We start from the raw sequence: 16,763 nt of genomic DNA on the forward strand, positions 1-16,763 counted from the left end.
GACGATGCCGACACCGTTGGTCATCGGAGACGTCCTCTCGATGCTGGGACTCCCCCACGTCGTGGTGGTCGCGGTGATGGCAGTCGCGGCGTTCAGTCACGGACAGGACGTGGTTCACGCGGTCTCGTTCGGACTGACGATGGCGCGACTCGGGACGTGGGTCGCGGTCGTTGTTCTCGCGCTGGGTAGTGCGGCGGTCCTCGGACTGATTCCGGGCGTCGAGGCGAGCGTGAATTTCGGAACGCTCGGCAGTGGACTCGACCGATTGGGCGACCTGCTCCCGATAATATGACGCCGGAATTCGCAGTTAGTAGCGTCCTACTGGTCATCTGGGCGTGTTCGACGGTGGCTACGAGGTTCGAGGACCGCCTACGCTCAATCTAGAGCGTGTATTTATCGAATCACTGTTCTTGCAAGAGGTGTGATTCAGTCCGCTGTACGATTACTGGAACCGCTCTCGTATAGGTTTCTCCCTCAAGTACGACTGTTGCGTGTACCGTTCGTGGTGTCACTTCAACTGTATCTGACGTTTAAAACTGAAACAACTACTAACGCGATGCAAGTACGTTAAAACCCGTTCTCGGTCCCCCCATCTCCCTTATTCGTTCAAGGCATCACGGGCGTTTGCTAATGAGCTACGGACGAACGCAACCATCGAATCTGCGGTCGCGGCGGGCTCTTTGACCTCGTCTTTCCATGTATTGAAAAACCGCATTGGGTCAAGTTTGAGAATGCCTCTATAGACCTCACGCCGAGCAGTGAAGCCACTGGGAAGTGGACGGACCGACTCGTAGCCCTCCTGAAGCGCGTCTCGGAGTTCATCGTCTTCCTCAGGGGCGTCGTACCAGTCGAAGAATTCCCGCTCGGCCCGACAGAGGTCGAACTCCCCGCTCCCGACTAGTGAGAACTCCCAGTCAAGGACTCCAACGACTCGTTCCCCGTCGAACAGGACGTTCGCTGGCTGGTAGTCACCGTGAATGAGGTCCGGGCCATCTGCATTATTGAGAGCGTCTTGGTGAGTCCGGACGAATTTACGGACGGATTGCCCGGCCTCCTCGAACTGCGTCCCTGCGAGGTCGTCACACCATCTCGACACAAGTGTTTCGAGCATTTCACTCCACGTTCCTTTCGCATCAAGGTCGAGTTGGCCATCTTGAGCGCAGAGGTAGCCGTGGGACGCGAAGTCTGCCTCTGTGTGAAGCCGCGCTAGCATTGCACCTGCATTGCGGAGTCGCCGTTCTCGAAGGTCTCGCACTTCGTTGCTTCTATACGGAGTGCCGTTAATCCATTCGAAGAGTGCATAGTCATCCTCCGCGGCAAGTAGAGCCGGTGTCGGCACTGTTGTTTGTTCTCCGACATACTGGGCCACGAATACACGCTGGCCGATATGTGCGTTGTTTTCCCGAGCTACCTTGCAGACGGCGGTCTGACCGTCAACAATCACTTCGTAAACCCCGTTCGGACCCCGTGAGGGGAGTTCCCGGCGGATTTCGTAATCATCAGTGTATGTGGCAAGCGCGTCACCCACGTCTGCTACCATCTTATAAACTATGTTCTGCTCTTGTCAGTTAGATGTTACGATAGATGCGCACCACCCATTGCGCAAAACGTCGAGTCGTTCACGAGTGATAGACTACATAAAGGACTCGTATTACCAACTACTGTTAAGAGGATGTAGAAGTATACTCTGAATAACAGAAGCAATCCACCAATAATTCCTGTCATAAGACCCAACCGAAAAGGAGGTAATCTAATTCTCTTCCTTCGATTACACACCCCTTTTCTCTATTTGCCTCGACGACTGCGAGAGACTCGCGCGCGCCACGAGCGCGCACTACCGTAGAGGCGATAGGGGTCGGATTTTCCGCGAGGCCCAGACTGTGTCCACCCTCGTTTCATACGTTCTCCCGTCTGGTTTCGGGCGGTTCGACACGTGCGGTGAGGGCCGGGCCGTTCTGGCCCGGCCCGCATTGAGTTAGCCGCCTACGGGCAACTACCGTAGGGGTGTTGGGGGTTGGCGGACCCCCAGCCCGGACCCACAGATGCCGGATAGAGGAACTGTAGATGGTGATGACGGCGGAGACGGTGGGGTGTACGGTGCGCGAGAACTGGCCGGAACTGGCGACCGCGGCGTCGAGGCAGCGATGAAAACGTGCTAAAACCATATGCAAAATAGAAATTTGTCGAACGATAAACGAATCTCTCCGTCCTCGCTCGAAATAAAGTTGAAAAAGAGAGTGTTGCCACTACGTGCCGACGTGAACCCGGTCCGAAAGGGCGCTACCCTCCGGTGAATATCGCCGGGTACGGGTCAGTCCGAATCTCGACGTGGTCGCCGTCGATGTGGTCGCGGTCGAGCGCAGCGCCCAACTGCTCGCCAGTCAGATGAACGTCGGCGAACGTCTCCCAATTGGCAGCGTCGTCGCGACCGTCGTCGTCATCCTCTGCGCTGCTGCTGTCGCCCGTCGAGGCGTCGGTATTATCCGTGGCGTCCGCGTCGGACGTGCGATTCTCGCGGGCCTGCTGGCGGTCTTCGCGGCGTTGTTCACCGCGTTCGCGGATGTCCTTGAGGTCCTCGTCAGGATGGATAGCTTCGAGTTCGTCGAGCGCGTTGAGCCGGAGTTCTTCGTTGTTGAAGACGACGAGCGTGGGCATACTAAGCCGGAGCAGCACGTCATCTTCGACGAACTCCCCAACCATCTCCTGAACGTAGTCCTCGGTGAAGCCGGTAATCTCGGCGAGTTCCTCGTAGCGAGTGCCGTTCATCGTGGCGACGGCGTAGAGAAGGTCCCACTTGCTCTGGGTCCCCGACTGGCCGTACACAGTGTTGAGGATTCGCCGGAGGCGGGTCTCGTTCGCTTCTTGGACGGCGGCCCGCCAGCCGGTCGGGACGAGCGTGTCGATGCGCTCGCGGTCGCGCGGCTCGTAGTAGTCGTCCTCACGCAGGAGGCCGAGATTCAGGCCGGACCGAACGGCGACCGTCGAGGCCATCTGGCGGAGCGTCGCGCGGAGCGCGGCCCACTCATCGGCGTGCGGGAGTTCGGTATCGTGGTCGGTACCCGCGAAGAACGCTTCCAGCTTCGGTTCGGAGAGGCGGTCGTCACGGGGACTCCCGTTGATGCGATAGACCTTCAGACCGAGTTCGATGCCCTCGCGCTGGGCGAAGGCGTTGAAACCGAGGACATTCCAGCGGTCCGAGCGGACCATCTCCTCAACGAACATCCCTTCGCGCATAGTGCTGTCGCCGTCCACGTCGCCGCGGCCACCGTACTCCAGCATCGACTTCGCCTCGCGGAGGCGCTGGACGACGGCGTCCATCATCTCGCTGGCGAACCGATGGTGGACCTCGCCCTTCCAAACCTTCCACGAATCACGGTTGAACGTACTCCAGTCAGGGCGCTCGACGCCGAGCGCGGTCGCGGCGAGGTTCGTAATCTGGACGGTGCGGACGAGCGATTCCTTGCTCCCGGCGTAGGTGGTCTGGGTTTTGAATCGCGAGCCTTCACCGTGTTGGCAGACCATCGGGTCGCCGGACGGTCGGACGAGATTCTCGTCCTGCGGCTGGACCCAGCACTGGTAGGAGACGGGTGCGCGGAGGTTGCCGTCGAGGTCGGCCGCGAGCTTGCCCGAATCCTCGTCGTAGCGCATGACCGAGAGGTTGTACTCGTAGTACTGCGAGATGAGCGCCTCCGCACCCGCGTTCGGTCCAGCGAGGTCGTCGTCCACGTCGCGACCGACCATCCAGCCCTTCGAGGAGAGGACGAGGTGGGCCGGGTAGTCATCGTGAAGCCAGTCGAATTGGTCGTGGACGTCCTCGGCGAGGACGACAGGCTCCTCCTCGGGTTCGATATCGAGGTTCTGCCAGCCCTCGAACAGCCGAGTGTAGAAGCTCTCACTGTCGTCTTCGTCCTCGTCGAGGAGGTCTTCGAGGACGGCCTGAATCCCGTGACCGTGTTCGATAGGGTCGGGATAATCGAGTTCGTCGTAATCCTTGAGGAGGACCTCGTGTTCGGCGTCCTCGTCCGGAACGGGCGCGAGGCGGCCGCTCTTGGTGTAGTCGTGCGCCATGTGGGCGCTCTGCTGTGGGTCAGCGTCATCGAGCGAGACGCTCGCCGTCTGGGTGGGCACGTCGGCGCTCATGTTGCCTCCGCGAGCGCTGGCTCAGGCGTCGCGACCGGCACGGTCTCGCCACCGAGGCGGGCCTCGGCCGTCGTGAAGTGGTCGGGTGCGGCTTCCTCGGGTGCTGGGAGGACTACATCGACGCGGCGGCACTCGCAGGACCACCCATAGACCGGAAGGTCCTCGGTGATACGCGTCTCCAACAGGTCGGCCGGAACGGTCGGCGTTCCGATGGTGCTGGTCACGTCGGCCCCGCACAGCGGACAGAACGCGGCGTCGAGGTGGGCGTCGTAGTCGGCGATGAGGACGATAGTCCGCGGTTCGACGAGGTCGCTCGCAGACTCCCGCACCGTCACGACGAGTCACCTCGCTGCTCAGTAGCCGTGCTGGACCGAGCGCGGTTCAGGTCCCATTTGAACTCGAACCACCGGACGGTTTCGCACTCGTCGCAGCGGTACATCGTCATGAACGACCGGCTCGCGAATCGCCGGATAGAGCCGCACTCCGTACACTCGAAGTTGACCGAGTGGTTTTTGTAGGCAGTTCCGTTCTCTCCGAGAGAGTACTTCAGTGAGGGGCCGGTCGCGCCACCTTCTCGGACGGACTTCGGCACGTCGTGGCCGACCGTCGAGTCCCCGTTGGACCACTCACTTCCGTCTGTAGACTGCTCGCCAGTCACGCGGTCTCACCACCCGAGAACTCGGTGAGGCTCGTGAGTTTTGGACCGTCCTGCTCGTCGGTAGGTTCCTCGAGGTCGGCCGGGTCGGGATGATGCACGACCTCGGCGTCGAGGTCGTCGGCCAGCACATCGGCAAGCACGCGTCGATGACAGTACCGCGGGTCCTTCTCCCAGCAGACGAGCCAGACGTTCCGATGTTCGGCGCGGTCGCGGAGTTCGTCGAGGACTTGCTGTTGGCCCGCACCGTCGAGATGGTCGCGGTAGCGGTCCTCGAAGTCTACCGTGCGCCATGCGGCGGCGCTCGGGTTGGCGACGCCGTCGCGGTCGCCCGCCTCTTCGACAGTCTTGAACGCATTAAGTAGGTCGTCGGGCGGTGCGACCGCAGGAACGTTCCGGTCGGTGACGCGCTGGACGAAGTCCTGCGGATACCGGACGACGCCGAGGATGAGGTCGGCATCGTCGGGGTGGACGAGGGAGTTGAGGCCACCGAAGTAGGTGGTGTAGAGCGTCACCGCTGGTCACCTCCCTTGACGTCGTCGGGGTCAATGATGCGCGACCACGTCAGTTGCCGGTACCCTCGCTCCGAGCGGTCTCCCTCGACGCTGGTCCAGCCGTCGGGAAGAATTTCGTCGAGGACAGATGCCGAGATGACGGCCATCGCGAGGACGCGCTGGTTGTGTCCGGGTCGGGGGTCGTACACTGCGACGAGATACGCGGCGTTCTCCTCCAGAAGGCGTTCGTGTTGTCGCTTCCGGACGTAGATTCGGCCGCGTTGGCCGCTGGCGAGACGGTCCTGAGCGCTCTTGATTTCGACGTGTGTTCCCTTCGCGAGCAGGTTGATTCCGCAGAAGACGACCGAGTCGGTCGTAGTCGGGGCGAGCAGCGAATCGGCCAAGGCGTCGCACCACTCGGCCTCCCGGTCGCTGACGTACGCGAGTTGCTCGACGCGCTGGACGACGTTGGCCTCGACGGACTCGCCCGCGGCCTTCGGGTGGAGGACCGCCAGAGAGTCGCTCACGGCGACGCACCTCCGTCGGCGAGAACTCGTTTCTCCGGGGCGCTGTCTGGACTAATCTCGCTGGTGTCCTCGAACAGCGGTTTCGCGGTGCCTTCGCGTATCTCGCCGAGTGGCGAAAGGCCGAAGTCCTCGGGGAGATGGTCTCTGAGGAAGTGGTCCGAGGTTTTCGTCTTCCCGGAGAGGTCTTCACCGCAGGCCGGGCATGCAGTGAGGAGTTGGCGCTCGCGCCGTTGCGTGGCGCGGTCCTGAATCGCCATCAGGGACGACACCTCCCGTTATTAAGGGCAGGACACTGTTTTTCGGGGTCCTCGATGGCGCACCCGCAGAAGGTACAAACGGCGGCGTAGTACTCGACGCTCACGCCGACCACCTCTGTCCCCTAATATGACCGCCAGAAGGCGGCGACCCGCGTTCCGGATGCGAAGCTACTCGCTTTCTATTGGGGGTGTTCGAGAACGGCGATTCTCCGTTTTCCGGGAGGAAAAGACGCTCCTCTGTCGGTTTAGTTTCCCTCGGAACGGCGGTAAAACGGGAGTGGACTCGTCGGGATTTGAACCCGAGGCCTTCCCCGTGCCAGGGGGATGATCTACCGCTGATCTACGAGCCCTCGAACGCATCTCTTCGTTGTCCGGGGGTACTGATAAACCTCTCGGATTCCGACTACCACCGGGAAAGGGTGACGCATTGCTCGACGACTCGTCAGTGTCGGAGAGTCCGTGGCTTGACGCTGACAGGCTTTGGATTTAGTGGTGCAAGAACTCACTCGGGCCGGAAGGGAAGAAGAGAAAAGCCAGATATAGGCTTGAACACAGGAGTCTACAGCAACCGCACAGCACCGCGCCAGCGCGCGCCGGGGAAATTTTGTACTCTACGCCTGATGAGACGTGTGTAGACGGAATCAGATAGAAAAGCTTTACCCTCACAAAACCATTCCCCTGTGTACGGGAACAGCACAGCCGTAAATCTGACTCGTCGGGTCCGAGGCGTTCTTCGCCTCCCTACTTGCCCGACTCGGGATTACGGACGTGCGCCGCGTCAGACCGACGCATCAGCACGCCTACCTCACAATCGGCGATAGCGGCCTGTGCAGTTCCAATCCAGAAAACTATGGCACGAATGCACACCCGCCGCCGCGGCTCGTCCGACTCGGACAAGCCCGTGGCAGACGAACCGCCGAAGTGGAGCGACGTAGACGAAGACGCCATCGAAGAGCGCGTGGTCGAACTGGCCGAGCAGGGTCACAGCCCGAGCCAAATCGGCCTGAAGCTGCGCGACGAGGGCGTCAAGGGCACGCCGGTCCCCGACGTGAAGCTTGCGACCGGTAAGAAGGTCACCGAAATTCTCGAAGAGAACGACGCCGACGGCGACGTTCCGGAGGACCTCCGCAACCTGCTGAAGCGGGCCGTCCGCCTGCGCGAGCACATGGACGAGAACCCGCAGGACGCCCAGAACAAGCGGGCGCTCCAGAACACCCAGTCGAAGGTTCGACGCCTCGTGGACTACTACCGCGGCGACGAACTCGACGAGGACTTCAAGTACTCCTACGACAACGCCAAGGAACTCCTCGAGGACTAAATGTCTACTTCGGGTCGAACTGACGACGGGCCAGCCACGCCCGCCAGCGACGTGGCCGCCGGTCTGCGGGAGGCCGACTTCGTTCAAGTCCTCGCGCGCGCCGACGGTGACTGTCTCGCCGCGGCCGGACTGCTGGCTCGCGCGCTCGCCGAACGCGGCGTCCCCTACCAGATTCGGGTCGGGCGCTTCGGCGAGTCGGTGGCCGACGCCGACTCCGACGACACGACCGTCGGTATCGGTCTCGACGCCGCCGCGGGCGCCCACTTGCCGGGGGAAGCGACCCCGGCGAGCGTGACCGCCTTCGACGCGGCCAGCGAACTCAGCGGGTCGTCCGACCCGGTGCTAGCACTTGCTGGCGTCGCGGCCGCGGGCCACCCCGTGGGCGGGGGCGAGAGCGCTCACGTCCTCGAACAGGCCCGCGACGCCGGTCTCGACCGGCGACCCGGTGTCGGCGTTCCGACGGCGGACCTCGCCGACGGACTGGCCCACTCGACGCTCGCACACGCCGAGTACTCGGGCGAGGCAGACGCGGTGCAGGCCACGCTCGCCGAACTCGGCCTTCCCGCCGAACTCGACGTATCAGCCCACCGCACGATAGCCTCGGAGTTCGCGCTGGCGGTCGCCGGCGCGGACGCCGCGACCGACCGGGCCGCCGAGGCAGTCGAGCGCGCGCTCCGACCGCACGCAATTGCGGACGACTCGCCCGACGGCGAATCCGATGCTTCGGCGGGCGCGGACGCGCCCTTCGCAACGGTCGAGGGCTACGCCGACGTGCTGAACGCCGTCGCGCGCGAGCGGCCGGGCACGGGCGTCGCGCTGGCGCTCGGTCACGACGCACGCACCGACGCGCTCGACGCGTGGCGCGACCACGGCGCAGCGGCCCACCGCGTCCTCCGCGAGGCAACGACCGGCCGGTACGACGGACTGTTCGTCATCCGGACGGACGAGGCCCCCGTCGAGACGGTCGCGCGCCTCCTGCGGGACTTCCGGTCGCCCGAACCGGTCGCGCTCGTCGTGACCGAGACGGAAGCGGCCGCGACCGCAGTCGAGGACGCGAGCGTCGGCGCGGCGATGGACGAGGCCGCGCAGGCGGTCGGCGGGTCGGGCGGCGGCACGTCCGACCGCGGCTACGCGCAGTTCGACCACGAGAGAGACGCCAAGGAGTTTCTCACCGCGTTCCGGGAGGCCAGAGCGTGACGGGACGCCAGTCCGACGCGGACGGGTCCGCCGGTCGCTCGGCGACGATTCGGACCGAACTCGACGACGCCGCGATACTGGCGGCGTCGGTTCGCCCCGACAACACGCCCGAAATCGACACTCGCGCTGCAGACGGCGTCATCGAGACGTCCATCGAGCGCGAGACCACCGGCGGTCTCCGGACCACGGTGGACGACTACGTCGTGAACCTCGCGGTGGCGCAGGAAGTCGCACAGGCAGCCAGACGACACGCGAACGGCTCGCAGACGGACGCGAGCGAATCGCGAGCGAACGCAGACGACACAACCCAATCATGAGTGAACGATCCGTATCCAAGCAGAAACAGGAGAAACGGTGGTACACCATCCACGCTCCCGAGCAGTTCGACCGACAGGAGCTTGGTGGCACCCCCGCAGACGAACCGGACAAGGTCCTCGGTCGCAACATCGAGACCACGCTGGGCGAGCTGAAGGGCGACGCCAGCGAGAACAACACCAAGCTCACGTTCAAAATCAACGACGTGGGCAGCGACGCGGCGTACACCGAGTTCATCAAGCACGAACTCACCCGCGACTACCTGCGGAGCCTCGTGCGCCGCGGTGCCTCGAAGGTCGAGGCGTACGTCACGGTCCTGACGACCGACGACTACCGCGTCCAGATTCAGCCCGTCGCGTTCACGACCAAGGACGCCGACGCGAGCCAAGAGAAGGCCATCCGCAACACGATGGTGGACATCGTCGAGGAGGCCGCGGAGGACCGCACCTTCGAGGACCTCATCGACAGCGTGGTCGAGGGTCGCCTCTCGTCGGCCATCTACGGCGAGGCCAAGACCATCTACCCGCTCCGCCGCGTCGAGATTCAGAAGGCGACGATGGAGGCCCGTCCCGAAGAGGTCGCCGCCGAGGAGGAGACCTCGGTGGACGTGGACGAAGAAGAAGTCGAAGTCTGAGCGCGGACTTCCGAGTTCGATTCGACTTTCGTTTTATCGACCTGACCGAGTTACCGAGAGCAACGCCGAAACCGCCGAGGCGGCCGTCCGTCGTTCTCGGTGGGTCAGGGAAGTCGGAATACTGCGAGTAGCGTCCGGACGGGGTCTACTCCGTCACGACGATTTTCCCGACCATCCCCGTCGGTTCGTGGGGGATGCAGAAGTAGTGGTACTCGCCCGGCACGTCGAACGTCACTTCGTAGGTCGCGCCCGCGTTGATTCGCCCGCCGAAGCCGTCCGTCCATCCGTCGCGGGCGGCCTGCTCGGAGTCGAATCCGCCGGACGCGAAGTAGTCGGCGTCGTCGGGAATCTGGTCCTCGTAGGCCGTCACGGTGTGGCGGCGGTTGCCCGTGTTCCGCCAGACGACCGTCTCGCCGACGCCGATTTCGAACGTCTCCGGGCGGAAGAACGCCGACCCCATGCCGATGTCGTAGTCGGCGTCCTCGCTCTCGTTCGCGCTCGCGCTTCCGCCGCGGAGGGCGCTACACCCGGCGAGACTCAGCGACCCGACGCCAGCGGCACCCGCGAGGAACGTTCGGCGGTCCATGTCCGACCCTCGGCGCGCGAGCGATTTAGGTCATGCGGAAACCGATTCGGGGACTCCCGACGCAGCGACGAACGGACCTGTCCGGCCGCCGGTAGTAAGCCGGATATAAAGACGTATCAACGGCCGTCGCACACCCGACACGTATGGAACCCCGGTTCGTCGGTCGGCTCGGCGTCGCCGACGCGGTGACGGTCGCCAACGCCGCGCTCGGCTTTCTGGCGGCCGTCGTCGCGACCATCGACCCGGGACTGTCCGCTCGATTGGTGTTGCTGGCGGCAGTCGCGGACGGACTCGACGGCGTCGTCGCTCGCAAGTGGGGAAGTACCCCGGCGGGCGAGTACTTGGACTCGCTGGCGGACGTCGCCTCGTTCGGCGTCGCGCCCGCCGCGCTGGTGTTCGCCATTGCACGCCAGCGGTGGGGACTGGCCGACCCTTCGGCGATGGCGGTCGCCGCGTTCTGCGTCCCCGCGTTGTTCGTGGCGATGGCCGTGGTCCGGTTGGGGCTGTACACGGCGTACGACGTCGGAAACGGCCACACGGAGGGCGTCCCGAGCACGCTCGCGGCGACGATTCTGGCGACCGCCGTGTTGGCGGGCGTCGAGGACGCCGCAGTGCTGCTGGCGGCCGCAGCGGCCTTCGCGTACCTGATGGTTACACAGGTGACGTATCCGGACCTCTTCGCTCGGGACGCGCTGGCGATGGGCGGCGTGCAAGCGCTCGCCATCCTCGCTCCGACCGCGTTCGGGCGGGCGTTCCCGCGACTCCTGCTCGCGGCCGCGCTCGCCTACCTCCTGCTGGGGCCGCGGTTCTACTGGCGCGACGCCCAGTGCGAACTGGACGACCGCGAGGTGGCCCCACGCGAGGTGGAAGGGAAACGCTCTTGAGGTGTACGCACCGAGTTTTGACCATATGAGTCCGGTAAGCCTTGCGGGGTGGGACGAATGAGCGACGAGGACAACGAGACGGACGCCGAGACCGAGGCGACCGAAACCGAGGAGTCGTCGGTCGAGGCGACGCTCACCGAGGAAGAGATTGAGGCGGAACTGGACGCGGCCGAGGCGGACCTCGACGCCGCGGAGACGGAAGCGGACCTCGACGAAGTGGAGGCCCATCTCGACGAGATAGACGGCCACGTCGAGCGCGCCGACCTCCCCGAACCGGAGGACGAAGACGAGGAGAGTCCGCGCGAGCAGTTGGAAGACCGCCTCTCGACGCTCAGAAACGACCTCGAAGAGGCCCGCGGCCCCTACGCCGAGGACGTCGTGGAGGACGTGTCGGCGGCGGGGACCACCATCGAGGAGACCGAGTGGACCGAACACGGCCGCGAGGAACTGGCGGAAGCAGTGGATGCGTTCGTGACCGAGGTCGAGGAGATTCTCGGCACCACCATCTCGGTTACGGTCTCGCCGGACCTCGACGACCTCACGACCGCAGTCGAGGACACCGCGGTCCGTATTGGTGAGGCGGGACTCGACCCCGACGACGACGCCGAGACCATCGCCGAACTGGAGGCGGCGGCCGCCGACCTGCAGACGGGCGTCGAGGACGCCGAGGAGTGGGACGACCTCGAAACCCGCGAGCAGTTGCAGGTACAGGGTTTCTACGACGTTCTGGACCACCGCAAGGACTATCCGCCGGAGTGGCACGCGCTGAAGGTCTGGGAGAAGCGCGGGCGCGCCGACATGGTGCTGCTCGGACTCGACAACTTCCAGTCGAACTTCATGGAGGAACACTGTCTGGAGGCGCTCGAACGGATGGGCCACCCCGACTCGCTCGACGCGATGAAAGAGCGCGCCCAGCGCCGTGACAAACCCGCCATCAAGATAATCGGTAAAATCGGCGAGGAGGACGGACTCGATGCGGTTCTCGACTACGTCGATTCCGACCCCGGTCTCGCCAAGCCCGCGCTGAAGGCCGTCGGCGAAATCGGGAGCGAGGAGGCGACCCAAGACGTGGCGAACCAACTCGCGGCCGACGACGCCTCGGTCCGGAGTCAGGCCGCCCGCGCGCTCGGTCTCATCGGCGACACGCGCGCTATCGACCCGCTGACGGACGTCCTCGAAGACGACGAGGCAGACGAGGTCCGGGCCAGTGCGGCGTGGGCGCTCAACCAAATCGGCACCGAGCGCGCCGTCGAAGCGGTCCGCCCCTTCGCCGACGACCGGGCGTACCTCGTGCAGACCGAAGCCGAGAAAGCGGTCGAGAGCCGGTCGGAAACTCCGGCGTAATCGCTCCATACCGGTTTTTCAGTACGACATTGACCGCGATAATCGCGGAGTAGTACGACACTACCGAGCGACAGCGCCAAGTAGCCACACCATAACAAAGCGCCCCCTTTTCGTCGTATTACGTAGCCGAACTATGGCCATCGATACGCAAACGCTCGGATGCTGTCCGAACTGCGGCGAGGCGATTACCCGCGACTACCTGCTCATCGAGTACGAGTCGGAAGGTCGGCCCGAACGCTTCGCAGAATGTCCCGACTGCCGCGACGTGGTTCATCCGTCAGGCGAGTAGCGCCGCGAGGAATTGTATCGTAAACGAGACGATGAGGAGGAACGCACCGATTCGACCAATCCAGGTGTGTTCTGTCACTTCCATCGGTGAGATATCGACGCTGTAGTCGTTGTACTCCTCGCTGTACTCGACGTAACTCGGCAGTTGGAAGAACTCGAAGAAGACCAGCGCCGCACCGAGTGCGCCGAGCGCGTATCCCGCAAGTTCGAGTGCCAGCACGAAATCGACCATAGTCACACCGGCGAACCTGTCGAGCAAAAAGCCATCGGTCCCCGAGAGTTTAAATCCGGAGGCGGGACCAATCCATCGCGTGTCGCTCTCGACCGACTCCGCACCGATTCTCGTCGCCGCCGTGCTGTCCGCAGTCGTTCTCGTAGTAATTCCACCAGCAATCGCTGTAAACACGCCCGCCGAGACAGCTCTCGTCGGCGAGACGACCGCCAACGACGCTCCCGTCGATATCGGTCCGGCCGACTCGCCAGAAATCGTGGCACTCTACCCGAATCCCGTGGCCGACGGCGACACGGGGGAGTTCGTCGTCGTGCGGTTTTCCGAGCGGTCGAACCTCTCGAACTGGTCGCTCGCTGACGGTGAAACGACGGTATCGTTGCCGAACGCGACCGTTTCCGGCCGAGTCGCGGTTTCTGCCGTCCCTCAAACCGCACGGAACCTGACAGACGCCCGCGTCCTCGCGGTCGCTGGCAGTCTTTCACTGGCGAACGGGGGTGAGACCGTTCGGCTGGTCTGGGACGGAACCGCAGCGAGAACGTCAAGAACAGATGTAAACGATAGCCTCGCTGCGACCGTCACCTACGAGGACGCTCCCGAAGGAGAACGCTTTCGTCGCGTCCGGAGCGGGGACGACCTGACTGTCGAGACGAAAGGGTCCGCAGGGACGGCCGGGTGGCGGTGGACTCCGCTCGGCGCGACCGACTTCGGCGTCGCCCGAACCGGACCGACCGACGCCCGCGCCTTCGTCCTCCCGGACTCGCCCGCGGTTCCCATCGAAACCCTCCGGCGGGCCGACCGGCGCATCCTCCTCGCCGGGTACACGTTCGCCTCCGAGCGAGTCGCCGACGCGCTCGCGTCCGCGACTCGACGCGGCGTCGAAGTTCGCGTACTCGTGGACGATTCCCCGGTCGGCGGTCTCTCCCGCAGGTCGGCCGAACTGCTCGACTCGTTGGCCGCTCGCGGGGTCGAGGTCCGAGTCCTCGGCGGACCGCGCGCACGCTACGACTTCCACCACGCGAAGTACGCCGTCGCAGACGACCGGGCGCTGGTCCTGACCGAGAACTGGAAGCCGTCGGGGACCGGCGGCCACTCGAACCGCGGGTGGGGAGCGGTCGTCCGGAGCGAGGCGGTCGCGAGTCGTCTGGCCGACGTGTTCAGGGCCGACGCGGGGTGGCGCGGGGCAACTCCGTGGTCGGAGTTCAGACGCGGCCGGAGTTTCGACCCCGCGGACGGTGCGCCCGCGAACGACACCTACTCCGAGGCGGTCGCTCCCGACCGCGTAAACGTCTCTTCGAGCGGCGTCTTGATAGCGCCCGACAACGCGGAGGCGTCGCTCGTCTCGACGCTCGACGCCGCCGACGAGTCGATTCGCGTCCAACAGGTCGCCATCGGCGGGCGAAAGCACTCGCTGTTACGGGCGACGGTGCGGGCCGCCCGTCGGGGCGTCGAGGTCCGAGTCCTGCTGAGCAGCGCGTGGTACGTCGAGGAGGACAACCGGAAACTGGTCGAGTGGCTGAACCGCCGTGCCGAAGCGGAGGGCCTGCCACTGGAGGCACGCATGGCGGACCCGCGAGGACGCTATGGGAAGATTCACGCCAAGGGCGTAGTCGTGGACGGCGACGCCGCAGTCGTCGGAAGCCTCAACTGGAACAACCACTCCGCGAGGGCGAACCGCGAAGTCGCGGTCGTATTACGCGGCGAGGAGGCGGGCGGATTCTACGCCCGCGCGTTCGACGCCGACTGGCGGGCGAGCGCGAACGACGGGTTCGGAAGCGGCGGTCGAGTCCCGGTCGGTCTGCTCGGGGCAGTTGCCGTCGGAGCGCTCGTCGCCCTCCTGTACGCGAAACGCGAGGTGGTGTTCGAGAACTGAGAAACGGAGTCGAGGACTGAGAGAAGCGCCCTACGGATGTAGGCGGTCAGTCGTCCTGCTCGTGGCCGACCGTCGTGCTCTGCAACTCCTCGTCGATTTCGGCGTCGGCCATCTTCTCCACGAGCGCGTCGAGGACCTCCTCGCGCATGCCGGGGACGAACTTGATGGACCCGACGACGAGGTGGCCGCCGCCGGAGACGCCGCCGCCGACGACCTCCTCGTTGAGTTCCGTGACCATCTCGGGGATGTCGAGGCGCACGCCGTCGCTCCGGAGGACCGCGAAGTCCGGTCCGTAGCCGATGGTGATGACGGGTTCGCCGGTCTGCTGGACCTTCCGGTCGTGGATTTCGCCCGTGGTCTTGCCCGGCGCGGGGTAGGTGAACCGATGGGCGTGGTTCTCCACGTCGATGCGGTAGAGGTGGGCGTCGCTGTCGAGTCGTTCGTGTTCGACGTGGGGCATCGCCGCGTCGAGTTGGTCCTCGACCTCGGACTCGGCGGTCTCCGCGAGGAACTCGACGAGTTCGCGGTGGCGCTCCTCGCCGTCGCCGTCGTCGGCCGAACTCCGACCGCTCTTCGAGGCCGGCTCGACCGTGTTGCCCACGTTCAGCACGTCGTTGATGAGGTTGCGGCCCGCGTCGTACTTCAGCCAGTGGGCCTCGTAGTCGAGCGCCTCGCCGATTTCGCGGAGGAACGACTCGTCGTAGCCCTCCGACTCGGCGAGTTCGACGTAGTCGGTCATCACGTCGGCCTTCGAGCGGTCCGAGATGCCCGCGACCGCGGGGACGTGACGGAGTTCCTCGGTTATCGGCGGCCAAATCATCCGCGCGAGTTCGACGCACATCATCCCGGTCGTGATGCGGTAGTCCTCGTCGTAGAGGTACGGGTTGACGTGGTTGTCCACGTAGGGTTCGACCGCTTCGGGGTCGGGGTGGTGGTGGTCAACGACAACGATGGGGATGTCGTAGTGCGCGAGGTTCTTGTACGCGGGCACGTCCTCGGCGGTGCTCCCGTTGTCGAGCATCAGCAGGAGCGGGAGTTTCTGACCGTGACGGGCCTGGTCCTCCAGCGCGAAGTTGAGGTCGCGAGTCACGTCCTCCATCTCGTAGAAGGGGGCCTTGCTCGGGAGGCGCTTGAACAGGTGGCGCTTGGCCTCGGGGTCTTGGTGGGTGTCTTGGATGAACTGCTCCAGCGCGTACTGGACCGGAATCGAGGCGCACATCCCGTCGCCGTCGGCGTGGTGGCGCACCCGAATCGGCCGACTCTCGAGGACGGTCCGTCGGAGTTGCTTGGCGACCTGCTGGAGGTCGGGGAACATCTGGGTCAGCGCGGGCCACTCCACGAGCGGTTCGACCTCGTGGGGTTCCGCGCGCTCCTCGAACGCCGCCGCGAGGCGCTCGCGCACGTCCTCGGCCTCGCCGTTGGTCAGCACGTCGAGGCTATCGACTTCGACCTGCAGGGCGTTGTCGCGCTCCTCGACCTGCCCGGTGATTCGAATCACGTCGTCGATTTCGACCTCGGGGTAGGCACGGACGCCCGCTTCCTCGAACGCCGCGCACGGGATGACGCCCGTCTCGTCGCTGACGTGGAAGATGGTCGGGCCGCCGGTCTGCTTTATCTGGACGACTTCGCCTTCGAGGTGGACCGTCTCGCCGACCGCGCTGCCGAGTTCGCCCGCGTCGGCGATGTCGTAGTCGTGGTCTACCTCGACGGTCTCGTACTCGTCGAGTTCGACGGGGTCGAAACTCAGGTCGCCGTTCTCTCGGATTTCGGTCAGTTCGACCACGAGGTCCTCGCCGACCTCGTAGCTCCCGTCGTAGTTGGACTCGTGGGCGAGTCCGGAGACCGACTCGGAGAGGTCCACGAAGACGCCGTAATCGACGACGCCGTTGACCGTCGCGTGGTAGTAGTTACCCTCTTCGACGTCTTCGAGGGTGCAGTCCGGGTCGAGGTCGTAGACGACGACCCCGCCGGAGGTATCGGTAGATGTCATTCTTGGCCGTTGTTTCGGTTCGCCCGATTTTA

General features: G+C 64.6%; 18 protein-coding genes and 1 tRNA gene. 9 read left to right on the top strand and 10 right to left on the bottom strand.

Going from position 1 to position 16,763, the window contains the following annotated elements; all coding sequences use genetic code 11:
* Nucleotides 1-4 precede the first annotated feature (4 nt).
* Nucleotides 5-292, top strand: a complete 288-nt coding sequence (locus FXF75_RS08340) for a hypothetical protein (RefSeq protein ID WP_163521432.1) — start codon at nucleotides 5-7, stop codon at nucleotides 290-292.
* 306 nt (nucleotides 293-598) lie between these two features.
* Here the strand turns inward: FXF75_RS08340 and FXF75_RS08345 are convergent, their stop codons facing one another.
* From FXF75_RS08345 to FXF75_RS08375, 7 genes are all read right to left on the bottom strand, one after another.
* Nucleotides 599-1,540, bottom strand: a complete 942-nt coding sequence (locus tag FXF75_RS08345) for a phosphotransferase (RefSeq protein WP_163521433.1) — start codon at nucleotides 1,538-1,540, stop codon at nucleotides 599-601.
* A gap of 740 nt (nucleotides 1,541-2,280) precedes the next feature.
* Complete coding sequence (locus FXF75_RS08350) at nucleotides 2,281-4,140, bottom strand: hypothetical protein (protein ID WP_163521434.1); 1,860 nt, start codon at nucleotides 4,138-4,140, stop codon at nucleotides 2,281-2,283.
* Nucleotides 4,137-4,475 carry a hypothetical protein gene (locus tag FXF75_RS08355; protein ID WP_163521435.1) on the bottom strand — a complete coding sequence of 113 codons (339 nt, stop codon included), beginning with the start codon at nucleotides 4,473-4,475 and terminating at the stop codon, nucleotides 4,137-4,139. The genes FXF75_RS08350 and FXF75_RS08355 overlap by 4 nt, the downstream gene beginning before the upstream one ends.
* Before the next feature lie 319 nt (nucleotides 4,476-4,794).
* Nucleotides 4,795-5,310, bottom strand: a complete 516-nt coding sequence (locus FXF75_RS23310) for a DUF488 domain-containing protein (protein ID WP_163521436.1) — start codon at nucleotides 5,308-5,310, stop codon at nucleotides 4,795-4,797.
* A complete protein-coding gene (locus FXF75_RS08365; protein WP_163521437.1) occupies nucleotides 5,307-5,816 on the bottom strand; it encodes a hypothetical protein in 510 nt (169 codons plus the stop codon). The genes FXF75_RS23310 and FXF75_RS08365 overlap by 4 nt, the downstream gene beginning before the upstream one ends.
* Nucleotides 5,813-6,073: a hypothetical protein gene (locus tag FXF75_RS08370; RefSeq protein ID WP_163521438.1), complete on the bottom strand. Its 261-nt coding sequence runs from the start codon at nucleotides 6,071-6,073 to the stop codon at nucleotides 5,813-5,815. Before FXF75_RS08370 ends, FXF75_RS08365 begins: the two co-directional genes overlap by 4 nt.
* A 278-nt stretch (nucleotides 6,074-6,351) precedes the next feature.
* A tRNA-Ala gene (locus FXF75_RS08375) sits at nucleotides 6,352-6,423 on the bottom strand.
* 500 nt (nucleotides 6,424-6,923) lie between these two features.
* Between FXF75_RS08375 and FXF75_RS08380 the strand changes: the two genes are divergently transcribed.
* The 4 genes from FXF75_RS08380 to FXF75_RS08395 are packed head-to-tail and all read left to right on the top strand — an operon-like array spanning nucleotide 6,924 to nucleotide 9,537.
* Nucleotides 6,924-7,391 carry a 30S ribosomal protein S15 gene (locus FXF75_RS08380; RefSeq protein WP_163521439.1) on the top strand — a complete coding sequence of 156 codons (468 nt, stop codon included), beginning with the start codon at nucleotides 6,924-6,926 and terminating at the stop codon, nucleotides 7,389-7,391.
* Nucleotides 7,392-8,588: an exonuclease RecJ gene (locus FXF75_RS08385; RefSeq protein WP_163521440.1), complete on the top strand. Its 1,197-nt coding sequence runs from the start codon at nucleotides 7,392-7,394 to the stop codon at nucleotides 8,586-8,588.
* Nucleotides 8,585-8,905, top strand: coding sequence for a KEOPS complex subunit Pcc1 (locus FXF75_RS08390; protein ID WP_163521441.1), 321 nt, complete (start codon nucleotides 8,585-8,587; stop codon nucleotides 8,903-8,905). The genes FXF75_RS08385 and FXF75_RS08390 overlap by 4 nt, the downstream gene beginning before the upstream one ends.
* On the top strand, nucleotides 8,902-9,537 hold the full coding sequence (locus tag FXF75_RS08395; RefSeq protein WP_163521442.1) for a 30S ribosomal protein S3ae: 636 nt from the start codon (nucleotides 8,902-8,904) through the stop codon (nucleotides 9,535-9,537). The genes FXF75_RS08390 and FXF75_RS08395 overlap by 4 nt, the downstream gene beginning before the upstream one ends.
* 145 nt (nucleotides 9,538-9,682) lie before the next feature.
* On the opposite strand, the gene FXF75_RS08400 is transcribed toward FXF75_RS08395, so the two are convergent.
* Nucleotides 9,683-10,123, bottom strand: a complete 441-nt coding sequence (locus FXF75_RS08400; protein ID WP_163521443.1) for a plastocyanin/azurin family copper-binding protein — start codon at nucleotides 10,121-10,123, stop codon at nucleotides 9,683-9,685.
* Between the two features lie 143 nt (nucleotides 10,124-10,266).
* Here FXF75_RS08400 and FXF75_RS08405 point away from each other — a divergent pair, with 143 nt between their 5' ends.
* The 3 genes from FXF75_RS08405 to FXF75_RS22040 all read left to right on the top strand — a co-directional run bounded on the left by FXF75_RS08405 (nucleotide 10,267) and on the right by FXF75_RS22040 (nucleotide 12,640).
* Nucleotides 10,267-11,007, top strand: coding sequence for a protein sorting system archaetidylserine synthase (locus tag FXF75_RS08405; protein WP_163521444.1), 741 nt, complete (start codon nucleotides 10,267-10,269; stop codon nucleotides 11,005-11,007).
* Between the two features lie 57 nt (nucleotides 11,008-11,064).
* Complete coding sequence (locus tag FXF75_RS08410) at nucleotides 11,065-12,351, top strand: HEAT repeat domain-containing protein (RefSeq protein WP_163521445.1); 1,287 nt, start codon at nucleotides 11,065-11,067, stop codon at nucleotides 12,349-12,351.
* Nucleotides 12,352-12,484: 133 nt separating this feature from the next.
* Nucleotides 12,485-12,640, top strand: a complete 156-nt coding sequence (locus FXF75_RS22040) for a hypothetical protein (RefSeq protein ID WP_205427381.1) — start codon at nucleotides 12,485-12,487, stop codon at nucleotides 12,638-12,640.
* On the opposite strand, the gene FXF75_RS08415 is transcribed toward FXF75_RS22040, so the two are convergent.
* Complete coding sequence (locus tag FXF75_RS08415; protein WP_163521446.1) at nucleotides 12,629-12,871, bottom strand: hypothetical protein; 243 nt, start codon at nucleotides 12,869-12,871, stop codon at nucleotides 12,629-12,631. The two genes, FXF75_RS22040 and FXF75_RS08415, sit on opposite strands and share 12 nt — an antisense overlap.
* 79 nt (nucleotides 12,872-12,950) lie before the next feature.
* Here FXF75_RS08415 and FXF75_RS08420 point away from each other — a divergent pair, with 79 nt between their 5' ends.
* Nucleotides 12,951-14,741, top strand: coding sequence for a phospholipase D-like domain-containing protein (locus tag FXF75_RS08420; RefSeq protein WP_309221782.1), 1,791 nt, complete (start codon nucleotides 12,951-12,953; stop codon nucleotides 14,739-14,741).
* A 46-nt stretch (nucleotides 14,742-14,787) separates the two neighbouring features.
* On the opposite strand, the gene FXF75_RS08425 is transcribed toward FXF75_RS08420, so the two are convergent.
* A complete protein-coding gene (locus FXF75_RS08425) occupies nucleotides 14,788-16,731 on the bottom strand; it encodes a DHH family phosphoesterase (protein ID WP_163521447.1) in 1,944 nt (647 codons plus the stop codon).
* Nucleotides 16,732-16,763 lie beyond the last annotated feature (32 nt).

Source organism: Halorussus sp. MSC15.2 (assembly GCF_010747475.1).
Taxonomy (GTDB): Archaea; Halobacteriota; Halobacteria; order Halobacteriales; family Haladaptataceae; genus Halorussus.

Excerpts from the sequence above, each read along its gene's own strand:
- FXF75_RS08340 (WP_163521432.1), top strand. The coding sequence starts at position 5 with ATGCCGACACCGTTGGTCATCGGAGACGTCCTCTCGATGCTGGGACTC.
- FXF75_RS08345 (WP_163521433.1), bottom strand. The coding sequence starts at position 1,540 with ATGGTAGCAGACGTGGGTGACGCGCTTGCCACATACACTGATGATTAC.
- FXF75_RS08350 (WP_163521434.1), bottom strand. The coding sequence starts at position 4,140 with ATGAGCGCCGACGTGCCCACCCAGACGGCGAGCGTCTCGCTCGATGAC.
- FXF75_RS08370 (WP_163521438.1), bottom strand. The coding sequence starts at position 6,073 with ATGGCGATTCAGGACCGCGCCACGCAACGGCGCGAGCGCCAACTCCTC.
- FXF75_RS08380 (WP_163521439.1), top strand. The coding sequence starts at position 6,924 with ATGGCACGAATGCACACCCGCCGCCGCGGCTCGTCCGACTCGGACAAG.
- FXF75_RS08385 (WP_163521440.1), top strand. The coding sequence starts at position 7,392 with ATGTCTACTTCGGGTCGAACTGACGACGGGCCAGCCACGCCCGCCAGC.
- FXF75_RS08395 (WP_163521442.1), top strand. The coding sequence starts at position 8,902 with ATGAGTGAACGATCCGTATCCAAGCAGAAACAGGAGAAACGGTGGTAC.
- FXF75_RS08400 (WP_163521443.1), bottom strand. The coding sequence starts at position 10,123 with ATGGACCGCCGAACGTTCCTCGCGGGTGCCGCTGGCGTCGGGTCGCTG.
- FXF75_RS08405 (WP_163521444.1), top strand. The coding sequence starts at position 10,267 with ATGGAACCCCGGTTCGTCGGTCGGCTCGGCGTCGCCGACGCGGTGACG.
- FXF75_RS08410 (WP_163521445.1), top strand. The coding sequence starts at position 11,065 with ATGAGCGACGAGGACAACGAGACGGACGCCGAGACCGAGGCGACCGAA.
- FXF75_RS22040 (WP_205427381.1), top strand. The coding sequence starts at position 12,485 with ATGGCCATCGATACGCAAACGCTCGGATGCTGTCCGAACTGCGGCGAG.
- FXF75_RS08415 (WP_163521446.1), bottom strand. The coding sequence starts at position 12,871 with ATGGTCGATTTCGTGCTGGCACTCGAACTTGCGGGATACGCGCTCGGC.
- FXF75_RS08425 (WP_163521447.1), bottom strand. The coding sequence starts at position 16,731 with ATGACATCTACCGATACCTCCGGCGGGGTCGTCGTCTACGACCTCGAC.